This is a genomic window from Novosphingobium sp. ZW T3_23 (genome assembly GCF_044987305.1).
GTDB lineage: Bacteria > Pseudomonadota > Alphaproteobacteria > Sphingomonadales > Sphingomonadaceae > Novosphingobium.
Genome location: NZ_JBJDRF010000031.1, coordinates 46978 through 65272, shown reverse-complemented (window position 1 = coordinate 65272; position 18295 = coordinate 46978). Strand labels below are relative to the sequence as shown.

The 18295-nt window shown below is 61.4% G+C and carries 18 protein-coding genes; 12 read left to right on the top strand and 6 right to left on the bottom strand.

Annotated features, from left to right (window positions below; all coding sequences use genetic code 11):
- Positions 1-357: 357 nt before the first annotated feature.
- From ACI3K3_RS16160 to ACI3K3_RS16150, 3 genes are read left to right on the top strand one after another with little or no spacing between them, the layout of a single operon-like run.
- The gene (locus tag ACI3K3_RS16160) at positions 358-582 is read left to right on the top strand and encodes a hypothetical protein (protein ID WP_404915436.1); all 225 of its coding nucleotides are present in this window, start codon (positions 358-360) and stop codon (positions 580-582) included.
- Complete coding sequence (locus ACI3K3_RS16155) at positions 579-803, top strand: hypothetical protein (protein WP_404915434.1); 225 nt, start codon at positions 579-581, stop codon at positions 801-803. The genes ACI3K3_RS16160 and ACI3K3_RS16155 overlap by 4 nt, the downstream gene beginning before the upstream one ends.
- A 57-nt stretch (positions 804-860) precedes the next feature.
- Positions 861-1316, top strand: a complete 456-nt coding sequence (locus ACI3K3_RS16150) for a hypothetical protein (protein ID WP_404915432.1) — start codon at positions 861-863, stop codon at positions 1314-1316.
- 618 nt (positions 1317-1934) lie between these two features.
- On the opposite strand, the gene ACI3K3_RS16145 is transcribed toward ACI3K3_RS16150, so the two are convergent.
- The 5 genes from ACI3K3_RS16145 to ACI3K3_RS16125 form a co-directional block, all read right to left on the bottom strand.
- On the bottom strand, positions 1935-3992 hold the full coding sequence (locus ACI3K3_RS16145; protein WP_404915430.1) for a secretin and TonB N-terminal domain-containing protein: 2058 nt from the start codon (positions 3990-3992) through the stop codon (positions 1935-1937).
- 105 nt (positions 3993-4097) lie between these two features.
- Positions 4098-5084 (bottom strand): FecR domain-containing protein, encoded by a 987-nt coding sequence (locus tag ACI3K3_RS16140; protein ID WP_404915428.1) that lies wholly within the window; start codon positions 5082-5084, stop codon positions 4098-4100.
- Positions 5081-5647: an RNA polymerase sigma factor gene (locus ACI3K3_RS16135; RefSeq protein ID WP_404915426.1), complete on the bottom strand. Its 567-nt coding sequence runs from the start codon at positions 5645-5647 to the stop codon at positions 5081-5083. Before ACI3K3_RS16135 ends, ACI3K3_RS16140 begins: the two co-directional genes overlap by 4 nt.
- Before the next feature lie 901 nt (positions 5648-6548).
- Positions 6549-7550, bottom strand: a complete 1002-nt coding sequence (locus ACI3K3_RS16130; RefSeq protein ID WP_404915424.1) for a cytochrome D1 domain-containing protein — start codon at positions 7548-7550, stop codon at positions 6549-6551.
- Positions 7551-7608: 58 nt separating this feature from the next.
- Positions 7609-7932 carry a hypothetical protein gene (locus ACI3K3_RS16125; RefSeq protein ID WP_404915422.1) on the bottom strand — a complete coding sequence of 108 codons (324 nt, stop codon included), beginning with the start codon at positions 7930-7932 and terminating at the stop codon, positions 7609-7611.
- Positions 7933-8324: 392 nt separating this feature from the next.
- Between ACI3K3_RS16125 and ACI3K3_RS16120 the strand changes: the two genes are divergently transcribed.
- The 6 genes from ACI3K3_RS16120 (at position 8325) to ACI3K3_RS16095 (ending at position 13897) form a co-directional block, all read left to right on the top strand.
- On the top strand, positions 8325-10745 hold the full coding sequence (locus ACI3K3_RS16120) for a TonB-dependent receptor (RefSeq protein WP_404915420.1): 2421 nt from the start codon (positions 8325-8327) through the stop codon (positions 10743-10745).
- A gap of 68 nt (positions 10746-10813) precedes the next feature.
- A complete protein-coding gene (locus ACI3K3_RS16115) occupies positions 10814-11776 on the top strand; it encodes a sugar phosphate isomerase/epimerase family protein (protein ID WP_404915418.1) in 963 nt (320 codons plus the stop codon).
- A 47-nt stretch (positions 11777-11823) separates the two neighbouring features.
- Complete coding sequence (locus ACI3K3_RS16110) at positions 11824-12279, top strand: c-type cytochrome (protein ID WP_404915416.1); 456 nt, start codon at positions 11824-11826, stop codon at positions 12277-12279.
- An 11-nt stretch (positions 12280-12290) separates the two neighbouring features.
- Positions 12291-12593, top strand: coding sequence for a high-potential iron-sulfur protein (locus ACI3K3_RS16105; RefSeq protein WP_404915414.1), 303 nt, complete (start codon positions 12291-12293; stop codon positions 12591-12593).
- 5 nt (positions 12594-12598) lie between these two features.
- Entirely contained in the window at positions 12599-13252 is a 654-nt protein-coding gene (locus tag ACI3K3_RS16100; protein WP_404915412.1) for a cytochrome b/b6 domain-containing protein, read from the top strand.
- A gap of 105 nt (positions 13253-13357) precedes the next feature.
- On the top strand, positions 13358-13897 hold the full coding sequence (locus ACI3K3_RS16095) for a TetR/AcrR family transcriptional regulator (protein WP_404915410.1): 540 nt from the start codon (positions 13358-13360) through the stop codon (positions 13895-13897).
- Between the two features lie 22 nt (positions 13898-13919).
- On the opposite strand, the gene ACI3K3_RS16090 is transcribed toward ACI3K3_RS16095, so the two are convergent.
- Complete coding sequence (locus ACI3K3_RS16090) at positions 13920-14435, bottom strand: c-type cytochrome (RefSeq protein ID WP_404915408.1); 516 nt, start codon at positions 14433-14435, stop codon at positions 13920-13922.
- Positions 14436-14634: 199 nt separating this feature from the next.
- On the opposite strand from ACI3K3_RS16090, the gene ACI3K3_RS16085 reads away from it, so the two are divergent.
- From ACI3K3_RS16085 to ACI3K3_RS16075, 3 genes are read left to right on the top strand one after another with little or no spacing between them, the layout of a single operon-like run.
- The gene (locus ACI3K3_RS16085; RefSeq protein WP_404915406.1) at positions 14635-16350 is read left to right on the top strand and encodes a DUF1592 domain-containing protein; all 1716 of its coding nucleotides are present in this window, start codon (positions 14635-14637) and stop codon (positions 16348-16350) included.
- Positions 16351-16376: 26 nt separating this feature from the next.
- Positions 16377-17723, top strand: coding sequence for a DUF1552 domain-containing protein (locus tag ACI3K3_RS16080; protein ID WP_404915404.1), 1347 nt, complete (start codon positions 16377-16379; stop codon positions 17721-17723).
- The gene (locus tag ACI3K3_RS16075; RefSeq protein WP_404915402.1) at positions 17720-18217 is read left to right on the top strand and encodes a VOC family protein; all 498 of its coding nucleotides are present in this window, start codon (positions 17720-17722) and stop codon (positions 18215-18217) included. Before ACI3K3_RS16080 ends, ACI3K3_RS16075 begins: the two co-directional genes overlap by 4 nt.
- Positions 18218-18295 lie beyond the last annotated feature (78 nt).

Below are 18295 nucleotides of genomic sequence, written 5' to 3'. Positions count from 1 at the left end.
AAAAGGGACAAGCCTCGCGGCAGACGGATGCACCTCGCGTTTCTCAACCGTTTGCATCCACTGGCGCGATCGACCAGGTTCGCTCGAACCTGACGTTTGTTGATGTACTAGCGCATGTCTGGGTTTGAGTCGCCAGCTGCCGGAACAACGAACCGTCTGCACCTGGGGACCGAGAATTGGGCCCTGAGCGGACGAGAATGGACCGCGCAAAAGCCGTGAATTTTCACGTGGAATTGAAACGCCTCCCATTGAAGAATGAAATTCTGTTCCTACATAAAGGCAATCGCTGGCAGACAAAATTAAGCACCGGCGGCTGAGAGACTATAGTGCTCCCGCTTAATAGAAGGGAGCGTTGCCATGGATCTCAATCACCAGTACTTCGAGCACCAATTATCGCTAATGCGTGCAGGCGCTGCCAGAACGCGTCTTGCAAAAACGCGGCACCTCGCCGCGGCCGGGGTCACGGCGAACCGGATCAGCAACCATCAATCCGGCATTGGAGCAGACGCAGCGGACGGCTGGAGCAGAAGCTCGTACAACGTTGATTTTTGGATTGATCGCGATCTCAGAATCGCATCATGAGCCGTCTGCTTAATATCGATCTCCCTCAGGCAGACGTCGAGCGGCAATGCGCCGAGCACAACGTTTCAGTCAGTGTAATCGAACCTCTCCCGGGCGGCGGCACTCATCTTGTCTGCGTCAGGCCGGAAGGGGCCGAGGAGATGCGTCAGCTTTTCTCGGAAAAGCTGATCGCCGGCATCGTCCAGCGTTACCCCTTTTATCGCGCGCGAGGGCCTTGGTGATGACGAACAGGACCCTTTCCGGCGCTTTTCCGTGGCCCTTGCGGAGTTTGATTTGCCATGATCCATCCTGCGCTGCGATTCTCTGTCAGCTCCAACGGCGACCAATGGTATCTGGCCCGCGGAGATGGCCCTGACAAAACCACTGTGGTGCATGAAGCGAACCGCTCATCAGGCGGCGCCGTCACGAGCACTTCGATCGAGGACTTCCTGCGTGTCAATCTGGAAGCGCCTGAACGGCAGGACTTCGTGAGGCTGGTCGCTGATTTACTCGGCAGCGCGCTTGATGACCGCAATGCGCGCAAGGATGTTCTGCTGATACAGCTTCGGGATGCAACCGAAGAAGACGCGGCGAATGCCTTGCTGGGCGCAAAAGTGCAGTTGCCGCTGACGACGCCTTACGAAGCCTTGGAGTTTTTCAACTGCATGGTGGATGTGGCGACGGGGCAACGCGCCATTGAGGTAGGGGAAGATGCCCACCGCATCCGTCCCGGTTTCGGCAGCACTCACGGGTAGCCGCGGGAAGCTGGATACCACAGAATCCGGGAGACTTTGACATCGCCACAGACGGATGATTGCTGCACATTCTGTTCCAATTCAATGTGTATCCATCATTAGCAGGCCTGACTAGCCACCTAACCTCTCGGGTGTCCGTTCCGAGAATGCAGTTTTGCACTCAACGGCGACGAGAATGAGCGCTCAGTGGACCGGAAGCCGTTCGCCGGACGAAGGACCGGTTCCGGCGTGAGTGGACATTCCAGCACCTGTACCGGGACGACCAAGTCTGGTCGTTTCCGCGCACAGGTTGGTCTTGATCGTGGCCCCCACCTCGAGCTTCGCCAAGTCGAAGATGGCGAAGCCAATCCACTACACCAGTCCGGCCGGCAGTTGCGCGTCAATGTCCCAGCAGCTGCGCCGCCTCGGCGATCCCGAACCGGACGTCGAGCCCCTGCGTTTTTTCAGGCAGGAACGCCTTGCATCGCAATTGCTCGATCATCTTCTCACCCGCATAGGAAAGATCGGCGAACTACCACGGGGCTGACATCGGATCGGCCACGGCAGGCTCCATTGAAGATTTATGGGATCCAAACCGCACAAAATCTTCAATGGAGCAGCGTATGCCCCCGAAAATCGTCAATTTGCGTCCGTATCCTCGACGATCTTCCATCCCATCTTCGCGGCCTGCGCGCGCATCATCGCCGCCTTGTCCCAATCCAGCGAGACCTCGCCGCCAGGTGCGAGAGGGGCGGTGACGACGGCCTTCACGGTGCCATCGAGCTGCGGTGTTAGTTCCACGCGCGCCCCGCCCAGCTTGGCGGCGACCATAGCGCCCGCTGCATAGACCTTGACGGGTTCCACACTGGTCAGGGTGTCGCCGAAATAAATACGCTGGCTGAAGGCGATCATTTCGCCCTCGCGACCTTCATAGACGAAATCGGAGCGTAAAGGCTGCGCGAAGGCGAGGTCGTCTTGGCGCTCAATCGGCGGGGGGCCGTCGTTTGAGGAGGTCGTGGCGTCGTAGCGGACGGCGGAAACCCCGAATGCGGGCTGCAACTGGTTGATGATGGTGTACGTGCCCATCTGGCTATGTGGAATGCAGGCGGCCGACCAGCCCTCGCGGCCTATCGTCCCCGGCTTCGTCTTCACGGGCTTGGCGGGCGCCGCTTCCTGAATGGGGGCGCACCAGGTCAGCTGGAGCGCGTAGTTGCGCATCTCGTCCTCGTCGACCGCGTGCCCCTGTGGCATGCCGTTGATGGTGCGGGTCAGCTGGGACCGCGCCGGGAAGCCATAAACCACCGTCCCGGCGCGCAGCGAGCGCTTGCCGAACAAGGTGGCGATGGTCACCTCCTGTGTGAGCCGGCCCTTATAAGCGTGATGGAAGGGTATCGACGCGAGCACGTCCCCGCTGGCAAGCGTTCCAGCCCGCAGGCTGCCGCCCGCGTCCGCCATCAGGCTGGGATAGGGAAACGCTTTCGCCGCCAGAAGCTGCGCCTGCTTCGGCGTGTGGCCGACGCGCATGTCTACCAGCGTGGCGCCTTCCAGCCTGTAGAGGGCGGACGCAGCAGCCGAGCCCACCATCTGCAGGCGGGGAACGGCTTTCGGCCCGACGGTATAGGTGAACGGGCCGATCTGCGACACGTAGCCGCCGGTCGGAGCCGATGTCTGCGCTGACGCATCAAGCCGCACGCCGCGGCGGCAGAAGGCGAAGCTGCTGTCCTTGTCATGCCAGGCGAAGCCGGAAGCGTTGACCGGCACGTTACGGTCTTCCAGCGATGCCGCGACATAGCGCGGATAGTCGTAGTCCTTGGCGCAGTTGCGCAGTTCCATACGGATCGTCGGCCTCTCGCCGTCCGGCACCAGGGTATACGGCTGGGGCACGGGAAGCGGCTCTGCAGCCCGGATCATCGTGACATGATAGGGCTTGCGCCCGCGCTCGGCCATGCCGTCGGCGACTTTCTCGAACTTGCCGTCGCCGTCCGCATCGATGAGGCAGAACGGCGCGGATCGTTCGCCCACAACACCGCAGAAGTATAGCGGCCCGCCATCAAGGTGCAGCTCATTCGACTGCAACCGGGTGATGCCGCCACCGGGGAAAGCTCGCCAGAGCAGTAGGGGCGTGTTCCCGTCCGGCCCGGTCCGCAGCATAGCTGCTTGGAGCGGCCGCACGGTGAAGCGCGCCAGCAGCGTATTAGCCGGCTTGTCGCCCTTGGCCCACAGCATGTCGGTCGTCTCGGCTTGATCGACCTCGCCCAGCACGAACGGCACGTCGACGATCGTCGCCCCGTCCAGCGGGCTGCCGGTTACGGTGATCGCAGGCTCGGCTTCGGCGGTTTCGGGAGCTTCTACATTATTCTGCAAGGTGTCGTTCGCGATCCGACTTACCGCGAAGCCATCCTGGCTTCGCGCTGCTTCCAGGCCGCTCCCTGAAAGCAGCAGGCGCAGCGCCTCCTCCAAAGTGTACTGCCCGCGCAGAGCGGGAGCGCGCCTCGCGGCGACGCTCCCGTCATCCGCAAGGACCGTCCGGCCCGAGAGCAGCGCCAGAGCCCGTAGCGAATCTGCCAGGCGCTGCTCCGGAAGATCGATGGAAAGTCGCGCAGTTTGCTGCGCGTGTGCGACCGTCGGGCCAATCAGAACTCCGGTCAGCGACGTCGTCGCCAACCACAGCGTAATGCCATATCCCGTCTTTTTCATTTTTCTGCCGTTTCACCCCTGCGCCGAACGCCGGCGGGTCAAGGATAGAGACGGCAGTAGGGTTGACGGTCCCCCCACATTTTTTTGAAAAAGAAAAAGCTGGGATCAGATCGGCGGCGAGAGCCTGATCTGATCACGGTGGGAGCGGTCAATGCGCAGGTTGTACATCCTGGCAATGACTTCGGCGAAAATGCCCGGCTCGCTTACACGGAAGGCTCCGCTAATAGGACGGCGGCCAAGACCGTTACCAGCCAGTACAAGTTTGGTGCGATTATAGCGATTAAGAGCTTCGATCGCATCATCGAGCTGAGTACCGTCGAGAGCGAGCATTCCGGAAGGCCAACCCGCGTGGGAATGGGACGCGGCAATCCGGCCGTTTGCGAACTCTATTCCCTCACCCGAGGACAGCTTGAGCTCTGACATCTCACCCACGTCGCGTGTGACAGCGATCGCCTCCGCCGGCGCGGTAATCTGCAAGCGCTCACCAACGTTGGCGGCATCGAACACGGGCCCATCGACACGAAGGCTTACCTGCAGAGTGGCAACGACGAATTGATGCCCACTCGCTGCGCCATTAACGCGTACCCGGCCCCTCACTAGGAAAAGGCGCTGTTCCCCGCGGCTGCCGCCAACCTTCACCTCGGTGTCGGTATCAAGCGTGATGGAGGGCCCATCCGCGAGGCGAAAAGTTCTGATCTCACCGAGGCCGGTCTTGTACGTTGCTGCGGATGCCGGCGTGATAAGTTCGGGAATGTAAGGATTGGACGCGAGCGCGATAGCGGCGAAACAGGCCAGGGCGATGGAAGCAGCCACGCCGACAGCTATATGCGTACTGCGACGCATGTAGAAGGGCGCGCGCCCCAGCCTCTCCGAGCCGATCCCGAACGGGCGCATTTCGCTGCGCTTAAACTCGGGCAAACCTCCCCAGACTCGTTCGGCTTCATCGAAAGCTTCGCGGTGCCGCGGATCAGCTTCCAGCCAGGCGGCGAGCTTGTCCTCGATCCCCGGCTCTCCGGCGTTTCGCCTGAAAAGCCAGTTTGACGCCTCTCCGTGAAATTGATCGGCAAGCGAGTACCCCTCGCTATCCGTCATGGCCGCAAATGCCGGCCGAGGTGCTTGATCGCCTTGCCCATGTGCTTCTCCACCCCTTTCACGCTCAGGCCCGTTTGCTTGGCGATTTCGGCATGACTAAAGCCATCGACACGGCATGCCAGAAAAATCTGACGCGTCAGCGGTTTCAGGCGGGTTAGCGCATCCTCGATGCGGCGCAGTCGGTCGCGTGCCTCGAGCATAGCAATCGGATCGCCATCCGCCAGGACCACCTCTTCAATAGGCACGTGCTTGTCCTGTCCGCGTCGGACCACGACACGCGCTCTGTCGACCAGTTGGTTCTGGGCGCATTGCCGCAGATATGGGCCGGGCTTTTCGAGAGTTTCGGCATTACCCCGTGCTACGAACCGGGCGAATACCTGCTGTACGATATCTTCTGCATCGTCGAAGCCCGCCTTGCGCGCAACGAAGCCGACAAGTCTGGTGCGTTCACGGCGATAGAGTTTCTCGAGAGCGGCAGTCTCCCCGCTTGGACGATCGTGATCGGGCGGAAGCGGGTCGGACTCATCGATCCCGGCGCGCGCCAGACTCAGTCCAAAGCGCATCGGTTACATCCAGTGTCTGAAAAAATGACCAGCAACCCCATGTGCACGGCTCTCCTCGATTACGAGGCAGAACCGGCTACGACCGGGTGGTGAGAACGCACAAGAGCACGCGTCAACGCCTTTAGCCGCAAGCAGCCTGGACAGAGCGCTAACTACCCGGTCACGTCAGCCGAATACACGACGACGCAAAGGAAACTGTTTCTCTTGCGAGGTTCTCACGCCTCGGCATTGCTCACATCGTGCAACGCTTGGGAAAAGGTAATGAACTCTCGACAGTCTGCAAGCGTAAATTCGCTTTCCGCAGAACCGTGCCGGAAATAGCACAGCTTGGCCGCACCTTACGGATTTAACTCTGCCGATGCGCGAAACTCGCTTTCTTCTTCACGAAGAGCCCTGACGGATTCATCAGCACAGCTTGCTTTCCGCGCCCTTGTGTATTGCGGAAAGCCCGAATGACGCGTCAAATGTGCTCGACCCACAAAGGACATCGCGCCTGCGTTTCAGCTGCGGCACCGCGATTTACATACTTTGTGTTATCAGTCCAGGCGACTGTAGGCGCAATTTAGAAATGTCCCACCCCGCAAGATAGAGATGTCCCATCACGATGGGCGCTCGTGGGATGCGATGGCATGCTCATCCTCCGCTGTGGAGCGGTTTGCGCTTATGACGTTGCTGGCAATGAGCCATGGCGAACAATCGAAATTTTATACACTGATGCTCTTGGTGGGGCATGGCGCGAGGGACGGGTCTGCATGGAGCGTTGATCAAAAATTTAATCAAACAGTCCCAGACGACGATTTGGATGGGCAATGAAAAGTTGGCGAGCTATGCCCCCTTCGTTGCCAGTTTCAACGATCTCGCCTTCCATGTCCCTCAGTCGGATTCAGAATACGGAAAGTACTCACTTCTTGGTGTCGCTACTGGAAATCGCTATCCCGTCGCCACCTTTCCCCGTTTTGATATTTCGCAGCACTTCACCTTTAACCAGATCTACTTCGACAACCCGGTCGGCACCCGTTTCTGCGACATAGACTTTGGAACTATCTGGAGCGAAAGCAACCGTCACCTGAACAGCCTCCCGCATGCCGCTTACTACGATGGATCGAAGCGGGACATTCGTACGAGCATCGAAGACACTGAGCGTACCGGCACCGATGTTCGATGTGACTATCATTTTGCCATTGGGGCTTCCAACGACCCTGATCGGCACAGGGTCGGTCGAAAGCATATTCACGATCTCGCCAGACTGTATATCGACTATTCGGACCTTGGGCGCTGAGTTGTCTCCAACCCAAAGCCGCTTTCCGTCGGCTGAGACCGCCAATCCTTCGGGCTTTCCCCCCACCTGGATATCCTTGATCTTTCGGAGCCTGAAAAGATCGACAACGGAAATCGTGCCCGCCGCAACATTGGTAGCATAGGCGATTTTCCGGTTCGGAGACAGGGCGACCATATGGGTTCCCGGCTGTCCCAGCGCGATAGCCTCAAACGTACCCTTCGGAACATCGACGACGACGAGACTGCGACTCTTTTCGGCGGCGAGAACTAGTTTGCGCGTATCAATCCAAGCGATCCCATGCAGCGCTCGGTTCGGATCGATATCGATTCGGGCCGTTAGCCTTGCAGACTTCACATCGAAGACGTCCACGGTCGAACCGCCATAGGCCGCAACGGCGACGCTTTTTCCATCCGGAGAAAGCGCTGCTTCGTGCGGAGACGGCCCTGTTGCGACGCGGGATTTCTCCCGGCCTGACGGGAGATCGATGAAGCTGACCGTGTTTTCGCCCTTGTTGACGACAATCAGCGTCTGGCTATTTACAGACACAGACCTAGCATCGCACACTTCGGAAAAAGCGAAAGCTGCCATGCAGAAGGCAAATTGAACGCCCAAGCTCCATCGCATATCTTGTCTCCGCAAGATAGCGGGCCCCCAGCCCTGGAGGGAGGAGGCCCTGCCTGTTTTACTTCTTTTTGATCTTCGAAAGATCCGCGTCGATCTTGGCCAGAACTTCGTCTGTCACGCTGTCCGCGGAATAGGACTGGATCTGCTTCAGCGTCATTCCCCGCGCCATCTCGATCTGGGGATTGCCGACCAGATCGGGCAAATGCTTGACGATAACCACCTTGGTTTCAGGGTTGTCGAGCAGATCGCCGATGGTGGAGTTATCGGTAGTGTAAGCCGGTGCCGTTGCTGCCGCCTCTGCGGCAGCGGATGTCGCTATAATCGGCGAAACGGCACAGGTCGAAGCGAGTAAAACCCCTGCGCTCATGAGTTGACGAAGCATTGACATATTCTCTCCCTTCTTATTCGTGAGCCTTCTTCGGGTGGCAGCTCGCGCCCCTGCGTCGATCGCACCGATTTTTATGCATCATTGCATCTCATAAATTAAGCCATGCTCCATCAAGCTGGAAGCATGGGCGTATTATTGAATTCGCGGCCCATTCCACGCTATCCTTGCGGTTTATCCATTCGAACCAGAATGATCCCTTTTGGCGCTGAGCACCCGCACAGTTTTTGTGGACATAATGCGCGACACACTATAGCACAACAGATAACTTGGAGCAGGAAGCATCCGAGGAAAACAGGGGAGGGTTCATGATTGCATCTCGTGCATTCGTGGTCGGGGGAACGAGTCTTTTCGTCTTGGCCAATTCCGGTTCCGCTTTCGCTCAAGATATGTCGCCGCCTGCCGACGAAGTCAGGATCGAGGATGTCATCATCGTCGAGGCGAGGCGCCGCGGGGAAAACCTTCAGGACGTTCCGCTGGTCGTCAACGCCGTGACATCGGATCAGATAGACAAGCTGAACATCCGGGACTTTCGCGACATCACCGGCGTCGTTCCTGGCCTTGCCCTGGTGTCGAACGCCAATGGCATCGGTTCAAGTTCGTCAATGCGCGGCGTCAACCACGACGTCAACGTCAGCGGCAACAATGGAACCATACAGTATTACTACAATGACGCACCAGTATCGTCCAACCTGGTACTTCAGGCAATGTACGATATCGGGCAGATAGAAGTTCTGCGCGGCCCTCAAGGCACGCTCCGGGGGAAGGCCACGCCCTCGGGCTCGATCACCGTCGGCCTACGTAAGCCCGAACTCTCGCAGCCAGGCGCGAATGTCAGCGGCTCGGCCGGCTCGGCTTCGGCAAAGAACCTCCAGGCCGCACTAAATGTGCCGATCATCTCCGAGAAGCTCGGAGTGCGCATTGCTGGCCTATACGACTACAACCGCGGAAATCGTGTCCGAAGCATCAACAACGACCTCGATCCCTTCAGGCGCACGCGCTCTATTCGGGCAAGCGTCCTGGCAGAACCGACGGACTTCCTGAAGCTGGGCTTTATCTATCAGGCGTTGCAGGCCGAGGCGCGGCAATACGACCAGATGGAATCGACCGCTCTCTTCGATCCCTCGTCCATCCCCTCCTCCAACGCGCAAAACTACGGAACCATAACGCTGAAGGACCGCCTTTCGGTCATGGCACGGCCCCGCAGCGTATCTCAATTGTTCAAGTTCTATGGCTGGGATGCTGAAATCGATGTGCTCGGACAAAGCCTGATCTATGTTGGATCGCGGCAAACCTCGCAGTTCCACGCCATCACCCCGGCCGACACGGCGAACTTCTTCCCCAGCCTGGCCCCGAACCAGGAGACCTGGACGGCTTCGCGTGGAACGACACACGAAATCCGGCTGCAGAACCAGGCCCGCGTCGCAGGGATGTTCGACTATGTCGTCGGTTACTTCCGGAACAAGGGCTCGTCCGACACCATCAACTACAGCCCGTCGGTCCTGCGATTCTACGGCCGCATCGCGCCGGGGATCACTTTCCCGCTACCCGTGCCGCCCTCGGTCAACAATACCTCGATCTATCTTCCTCCTGCAGGCGAAACGGAAAGTTCGTTCTTCGGAAACCTGACGGTGCATCTTGGCGAGGCTACGGAAATCGCAGGAGGTCTGCGCAGGATCAAGTACGTCAACGACGCCGAGGGGCTCTACATCGGCTGTACCCCGGCAACCTACGCGGCCGGTTCATGCATCCAGACGCCGGGCACAGAGAACGATGCGCGTGTCAACCAGACCATCTACAACGCCACGGTCCGCCATCGGTTCTCGGACGACTTCATGGTCTATGCCGCGACCGGCTCGTCATGGAGGCCGCCGGTCAGGGCGATCGGCGACTTCTCGGTTTCCTATTCCCCGAACGAGATCGCGCACACCGCCTTCGGATCGGAAACGTCCAAGTCCTACGAGCTCGGCTTCAAATCGGACTGGTTCGACAAGAGCCTGCTGTTCAACGTCACCGCCTACCATCAGAAGTTCAAGAACTATCCCTATCGCGCGGGGACCGGCATCTATTTCGTCAATGTCGATGCCACCGGAGCGCTGACGCGCGGTCAGTTCAACTTCATCAGCGCGGTGCCGGTGACGGTGAACGGCATCGAAGGCGAACTTTCGTTCCGTCCGTCCAGCCGGTTCAACCTTTCCGCGACGCTCAACTACTCGAAGAGCATGATCGGCAATGCCCTGGTGGCCTGTACCGATGCCCTGAACAATGCGACCGGAACCGTGGGATCGGACGGATTGCCGGATATCGTGGTGCCCACCCTGGCCCAGCTTCAGGCAGCCTATGGCGGTGAACACCTCGCCGAATGCCCCTCGACCCGCGGATCGGCGACGTTCCTGCCACCCTGGAGCGGTTCCGCCCAAGCCGAATACGCCCTTCCCCTGAGCGGATGGGCCGATGGATATCTGCGAGGCCTGCTCGCCTGGCGTGGGAAGACCAGGAACGATCCGGACAACCCGTTTGACGACGTCGGAAGCTACGGCCTGCTCAATCTCTATGCGGGCCTCCGCGATCCGAACGGGAGTTGGGAACTCTCATTCTACGGCAAGAACATCACCAATCTGACCAAGCTGGTGTCCCGCGACAGTAGCCCGCTCAGTACCGGGACAGTGGATATCCTGCTTGGAGCGCCCACTTTCACCACCCCGGTCGGCACCGCCTCTTCGACCTTCACCAGCCGCTACACCAATGTGACCGTAACGCCCGCCCGCGAGTTCGGCGTAAACTTGCGCGTGGCCTTTGGCTCGCGATGACGCTCCAGCGCACGCCGGTCATGCCGGCGTGCGCTACAGGATTTTTGATAATCGGTGATGAGGAAAGCATGCAATTCGACCGAAGAACGCTGATCTCGGGACTCACGCTTTCGGCCTGCGCGGCAATGCTGCCCAAGTCGCTATCCGCGGCCGTCCGCTCGGGATTCTTCCAGCGCCGGCGGCTGCCCGTTGGCATCCAGCTCTACATGCTCGGCCCGGAAGTCGCCAAGGACCTCGATGCGACGTTCACGCGACTGGCCGCCATCGGCTTTCGCGAGATCGAGCTACCCGGTCTTTACGGACGAAAGCCCGCCGAACTCTCCCAAGCCGCCGCGCGGGCGGGGCTGCAGATCGCCAGCCTTCACCTGCCGCTTGTCCAAGGCACCGGCCTGAGCGGCCTTTCGCTGGGAAGCGAGCCTGGCCGGATCGCCGATGCCCTTGGAGCGCTGGGTGCGAAATGGGCAGTTGCCCCCCTCCTCATGCTGCCTTCCGGATTCCGGCCCCTGGCAGGCGAGGGAATGGAAGCCGCCATCACCCGTTCCGTGACGACAGCCGGCATCGATATCTGGAAGCAGACCGCCGCGATCCTCAATGAGAAGGGCGCCGCGCTCAAGTCGTCCGGCTTTCGTGTGGCCTACCACAATCACAATCTTGAGTTCGCACCGATCGGCTCGACGAACGGCTGGAACATTCTCTGGGAGGAAACCCAGGCCGATCTCGTCAGCTTCGAGATCGACATTGGCTGGGTGGCCGCCGCTGGCCTCGATGCCGTGGATTTCCTGCGGAGGATGGCACCACGGGCACGGCTGCTCCATATCAAGGACCTGACAGCGGACAGCCCCCGGAACTACGGCCTGAAAATGGTGCCTGCCGATATCGGCGCAGGCAGTCTGGACCTCTCGCGCATCCTGCCCGCAGCCTATGCGGCAGGTGTCCGGCATTTCCTTGTCGAGCAGGAACCGCCTTTCAAAACCTCTCGCATCGCGGCCGCCGAAACCGCGTTCGCATTCCTGAAGGACCTGAAGGCATGATCGTCCTCAAACGGCTGCTTTCACCGTCATTGCCCCCTCGCAGCAGGATGCGGCGACCGCATCTGCCGCTGGCACTTGTTGCGCTTGCCATCGGCCTGTCTCCCCTTGCTGCGGCGCCGGGCGATCCCGTTCGCACCCGCATCGCCGGATATCGCGAACTCGGCGCCGCTTTCAAGGCGATGAACGATGCGCTCAGGCGCAGCGACGCCTCGCCGGGCGCTCTTGTCCAGCCTGCGCGCCACATACGCGAGGCCTCTGCCAGGCAATACGGCTGGTATCCACGCGGCTCCGGCCCAACCCCCGGCATCAAGACAGCCGCAAGGCCGGAAATCTGGACCCAACCGGCAAAATTCAAGAGCGCACAGGACGCATTTGCCCGTCAGGCACAAGTGCTGGAGCGGGCCACCGCTTCGGGCAATTCCGCTCTCGTCCGCACGGAGATGCGCAAGCTCGGCGCTGCCTGCAAGGCCTGCCACGACAGCTTCCGGACCGAAAGCGACTGAAGGGGATCGAAATGAAGGTATCCACCCGGCGTGACGCCGTCCGGCTGTTGGCCTTGTCGGCAGCGGCGGCGCTAAGTGGCCAAGCCCGCGCACAGGCGCCCGCAGCCTGCACCGATCCCGCCTCGCTTTCGCTGAGCCAGCGCAGCAGGCGGCGGGCGCTGGGATACCTCTCCCCTGCGCCGGACCCACAGAAGCGTTGCGGCGCCTGCGCCTTCTTCACCGCTTCAGGCGCAGGCTGCGGCGCGTGCCAGATGCTGTCCGGCGCCGCGGTCGAGGCGGCGGCGGTCTGCAATTCCTTCGCCAGAAAAGGGTGAACGCGATGGCACCGAAGGTTCCCGTCTGGGACCTGCCCACTCGGCTTGGCCACTGGATCATGGTCGGGCTTTTCGTGCTTTCCTGGTGGAGCGCGGAGCAGCGGATGATGGACCGGCATTACCTGTTCGGGTTGTCCTGGGTGGCGCTGCTCGCGTTCCGGCTGATCTGGGGGCTCGTCGGCACGAACACCTCGCGCTTCCGCAATTTCGTTCGCAGCCCCGCCGGAGTCATCGCCCACTTGCGTCAAGGACACGAGCCGCCGCTGGGACATAGTCCGCTGGGGGCCTACAACGTCATCGCGATGCTGCTCGCCCTGACGGTGCAGATCACCAGCGGCCTTTTCGCGACCGACGTGGACGGGCTCGATTCCGGGCCTCTGTCGTTCCTGCTGTCTTTCGATCAGGCCCGCCTCGCTGCGAAAATCCACGCCTACAGCTTCAACGTCCTGCTCGGGCTCATAGCGCTCCATATCGCCGCGATTGTTTTCTATCTTGTCTTTGCCCGCCGCAATCTGGTGGGTCCAATGATCTCGGGCCGCACGCGTCATGCACCGAGACAGGGCGGGAAGATGGTCGCTGCCGGCCCGATACGCTTTGCTGCTGCAGCGGCGATCGCCGTCGTCTTAGCCTGGCAAGTCGGTAAAGGGTTCGGACTTTAGGACACGGCCCCGCGCCGGACTGGCCTTCCGGGCGGCTTGCCGCTAGCAGTCTAAAGCATGACAACGAACAGAAGGATCGGGAGCGAGGATTCCGAAACGCGGGGATTGCTGCTGGCGGCGGCGGGCGACCTCATGCGTGAGGAAGGCTATGCGCAAGTCACCTCCCGGAAGCTAGCCCAGCGCGCCGGTCTCAAGCCGCAACTCGTCCATTATTATTTCCGCACAATGGGCGACCTGTTCGAGGCCCTGTTCAAGTCTTCGACGGAGCTTTACCTTCAGCACCTGGACCGGATAGCGGCCGGAAGGGAACCCCTTGCCCGATTGTTCGAAATGAACAGCGACCCGGCCAGCGCGATTATGCAGATCGAATTCCTCGCGCTCGCCAACCACCGCAAGGAGATGCACGACCTCATCGCGGATTTCGGGCAGGCGTTGAACTATCGGGTCGCCGGCATCGTTCGCCAGGAAATAAGCGCCCGCCGTCTCCCCCTGCCCGATTCCACCCCGGAGGAGATTGCTGCCATTCTGGAGGCCGTTGCCAGAGGCCTGGCGTTTTCCGGGCGCTTCAATGAGGATCGCTTCGCAAGCGCGCGCAAGGCCATTTACGCATGGTTGGAAAAAATGGGGTCCAAGAGCGCCGGCTAGAGCGTTTTACCATCGGGTGACGTCACGGCTTCTTGGGCTCGCGATAGAGGTCATGGCACTGTTTGCACGGCAGCGCATCGATCATGAGCGCCGTGACCCCGGCCATGTTGCCACTTTCCCCCGCCTTGGCCATCGCCTCCGCGTTGCGGGCGAAATCCTCCATCCGCCTGGCGAAATCGGCATTGTTGGACCAGACTTCCGGCTTGCTGCGCCCGCCGGGTACTTGCGCGTGAAAGCTCTGCACGGAGTCCCTGGCTCCATCCGCCAGCGCGCGGGTGACTTGCCCCAGCTGATCGCGCGGCCCGGTTCCGGCAACGATCGCGCCCAGAGCCTCGCTGTCTTTCGAAAGCTGTTCCATCACCTGTTGCCGCTCGAACACGATGCCCGCCGCGTCTTCGCCCCCGGTCGCCACAGTCGGCACTGCGCTTGCCGAATCCGGCGCGGATTCGGCGCTGCCGGAAGTGCCCGACAATGCGGCCAGCAACAGGATTGCCGCCGCGGGAACGATCCCGTTCGATCGCAACAAAGGCGATTTCATGCACTTCCTCTCCAATTTCCCGCCGACTTCCGCCGCGCTACTCACCGCTTGACGATACCCTAATTGACGCGCTAAGCAACCGCTCAGCACTTGTGATCGGGAGAGCAATTTCTTCCACACGAACGCGCCGCGATCCGGTGACAAAACCAGACGCGCTGTTGGGAGACGAGGCTTGCTTTCAGGTCATCGGCAGAATTCCGTGTATGGAACGCGCCGCGGCGTGGCGGCTGCAAAACGCCGCCTGATATCCCGCTCGGCATGGCTTGGCGCGCTGGCGATCGGAACCGTCGGCCTGGTCGGCCTCGCCCCCGCCGAACGCGTAACGGCGCAGCCTGGTGTCGAGGCCGTGGCATCCGGTTCGGAGCCCGGCTTCCGCCGCCTCAGCGAAGCGCAATATCTCCGCGCGATCGACCAGGCTTTCGGGGCTGGCATCAAGGTGCCCGGACGGTTCGAACCGCCTCTGCGCGAGGCCGGCCTGCTTGCCGTGGGGGCCGGTCACGTCACCGTGACGCCTTCGGGCGTCGAGCAGTACGAATTGCGCGCCAGGGAAATTTCCGCGCAAATGCTTGCCCCCAACCGCAGCGAAACGCGCATACCCTGCACCGTTCCCGTGAGCGCGGGTTTCGACCGCGCGTGCGCACAGACCTTTTTCGCGGACTATGGGCGTCAACTCTATCGGCGCCCGATCAGCGAAACGGAAATGACCGCCCTGCTCGCTCTCTCCGCGGAGGCGACCCGGATCGGCGGCAGTTTCCGCAAGGGACTGGAGATCGGTCTCGCCCGGATGCTGATCTCACCCAACTTCATTTTCCGGGTCGAACGTGCCGTGCCCGATGCCCGCCAAACCGGCGCAATGCGTCTCGACGATTACTCTCTGGCGACCCGGATCAGCTTCCTGCTGTGGGACGCCCCACCGGATCGGGAGCTGCTCGATGCCGCCGGTCGGGGCAATCTTTCCGACCCAGCCGTGCTCGGCGGCCAGGTCGATCGCCTGCTGGGTTCCCCCCGCTTCGAGGACGGCGTCCGGGCGTTCTTTTCCGACATGATGGGGTACGATCAATTTCAGGGTCTCGCAAAGGACCAGGCGCTCTATCCCAAGTTCAACTCCGACCTTGCAAACGATGCCCGCGAACAGACCTTGCGTACGCTGGTCCAGTTGCTGATCACCGAAAACGGCGATTATCGCGACCTGTTCACCACTCGCAAGACGTTCATGAACCGCTCTCTCGGCGCGCTCTACAAGGTTCCCGTGGACGTCAAAGGCATGAGCGACTGGGCGCCTTACACCTTTCCGCAAGACAGCCATCGCGGCGGCATTCTCAGTCTTGCGGGCTTCCTCATGCTGGACCCTACCCATGAGGGCCGCAGCTCGCCGACCATTCGCGGCAAGTCCGTTCGCGAGCAATTTCTCTGCCAGCCGGTGCCGCAGCCGCCCCCGAACGTGGATTTCGCGATCGTCCAGGACGTTTCGAACCCCCTCTACAAGACCGCGCGCCAGCGTTTGACGGTCCACCAGGAAAACCCGGCCTGCGCAGGATGCCACGCCCTGACCGATCCGATCGGCCTGTCGATCGAGAACTTCGACGCGCTGGGCGACTTCCGCAGCCACGAGAACGACGCGGTCATCGACGCCAGCGGCACGTTCGACGGCAAGCCCTATGTTGGGCTGTCCGGACTGTCGCAAGCGCTCCACGACAGCCCAGACGTGCCCAGTTGCCTGGTCCAGCGCGTCTACGAGTATGGAACCGGCCGGGAAGCGTCGCCCCAGGACTCCGCCTGGCTGGAGCAGGCCATCGCGCGTTTCGGCGCCGACGGATACCGCGTGCCCGGCCTCATGCGCGCGATCGCGATAAGCCCGGCACTCTCGACGGTACGCGCCCCGGCTCCGGCGCAGACCAAGGTGGCGGTACGATAATCCAGCCTTGATAGAGGATAAATCCGATGACCGACTGGAACAGGCGCAAGGTACTCAGGGGAATATTGCGGGGCTCTGCCGTAGCGATCGGCCTACCGCTGCTCGACATTTTCCTCGACAGCAAGGGGGAGGCCCTGGCCACCGGCGCACCGATCCCGGTACGGTTCGGCACCTGGTTCTGGGGCTGCGGCGTCAATACCGCACGCTGGTTCCCCGACCGGCTCGGCCATGGTTATGATCTCAAGGCCGAGCTCAAGCCGATCGAGCCTTTCCGGGACAAAGTGAGCGTCTTTTCCAAGTTCAACTGCATTCTCGACGGCAAGCCCAACCTGGTCCACTGGTCCGGCGTCATGGGAACGCTCTCGGGCTGCGCGCCTCTCAAGGGCGGTGTCTCCGGCGGAACGGCGGAGCTGCCCACGCTCGACTGTCTGGTCTCCGACCATATCGGCAAGGGCACGCGGTTCCGTTCGCTCGAACTCGCCTGTAGCGGCCAATCCAGTGTCAGCTACAGCATGCGCGCCGGATCGACCGTCAACCCCAGCGAGATCGATCCCGTTCAGTTCTACCGCCGCCTGTTCGGCCCCGAGTTCCAAGATCCCAACAAGGCGGAGTTCAGGCCCGATCCCGAGATCATGCTGCGCCAAAGCGTACTGAGTTCCGTCAAGGACGAACGCGATGACCTGATGCGCGCGCTGGGAAGCTCCGACCGCCAACGGGTCGACCAATATTTCACATCGGTACGGCAGGTCGAGCAGCAGCTCGGCCAACTCCTGCAGAAGCCGCTGCCCGCCGAAGCCTGCATCCTGCCGCAGGAACCCGGCAAGTTCGAGCTGGGGCCGACCTGGGACATGGCCACGCGCAGCCACGACCTGCTGGGCCAGCTGCTGGTCATGGCACTCGCCTGCAACCAGACGCGCGTCTTCAGCATGGCCCTGTCGAATGCCGGCTCCAATTTGCGCAAGGCTGGAGAGCCGGTATCCTTCCATGAACTGACCCACGAGGAACCCGTCGACGAGAAGCTCGGCTATCAGCCGCAAGCGACCTTTTTCATCGAGCGTAGCATGGAAGTCTTCGCAAGCATGCTCAAGATGATGGATTCGGTGAAGGAAGGCGATGGAACCCTGCTCGATCACAGTCTGGTCCTCGCCACGTCCGAGAGCAACTTCGCCAAGATTCATTCCGTCGACAATCTGCCGATCCTCGTCGCCGGAAGCGCCGGCGGAAGGTGGAAATCGGGCCAGCACATATCGGGTAACGGCGATCCCAGTTCCCGCGTAGGCCTCACGATCCAGCAGGTCCTCGGCATGCCGGTGACGAGTTGGGGTGACGGCGCCATGCACACCGCGCAGCCCATTGCAGAGGTCATGGCATGAGGGTGCGGGCCGCCGTGCTGCCGGCCTGCCTGGCCATGGTCGCCTCCGGTCCCCCCCTTGCGCGCGCGCAGGACGCCGCTGCCGTGACCGGCACGATGGTCGGCCCCGCCATCTACGTTTCGGATCCGGCAAGATCGGCGCGCTTCTACACCGAGGGGCTTGGGATGAAGATCCGCATGCGCTTCGGCCCTCCGGAAAGCCCCGATCAGCTCGTCGGCTACGGCGCCGACCCCGGCCAGCCCTGCATCATGCTCCTCAGCGAGAAAGCGGGGCCCGGTCGCGCGATAGAGCACGGCCACGGCTTCGATCGCATCGCCTTCCAGGTCGCACATCTCGACCGGGTGCGCGACCGACTGCGCACAGCCGGATTTCAGCCGGGCACCGTGGAAAAGGCGCATGGCACGACGCAGGTCATGATGGTCACCGATCCCGACGGGTACAGGATCGAACTGATCGATGTCGCACCAGGCCCCGACCGGAAAGAGGCGCGATAGAAATGCCCAGCTGTCCGAAAACCCCGCTCAAAAGATCCGCTTTCGCACGGAAGGTCCGGTGGTCTGCCGTCCTCTGCG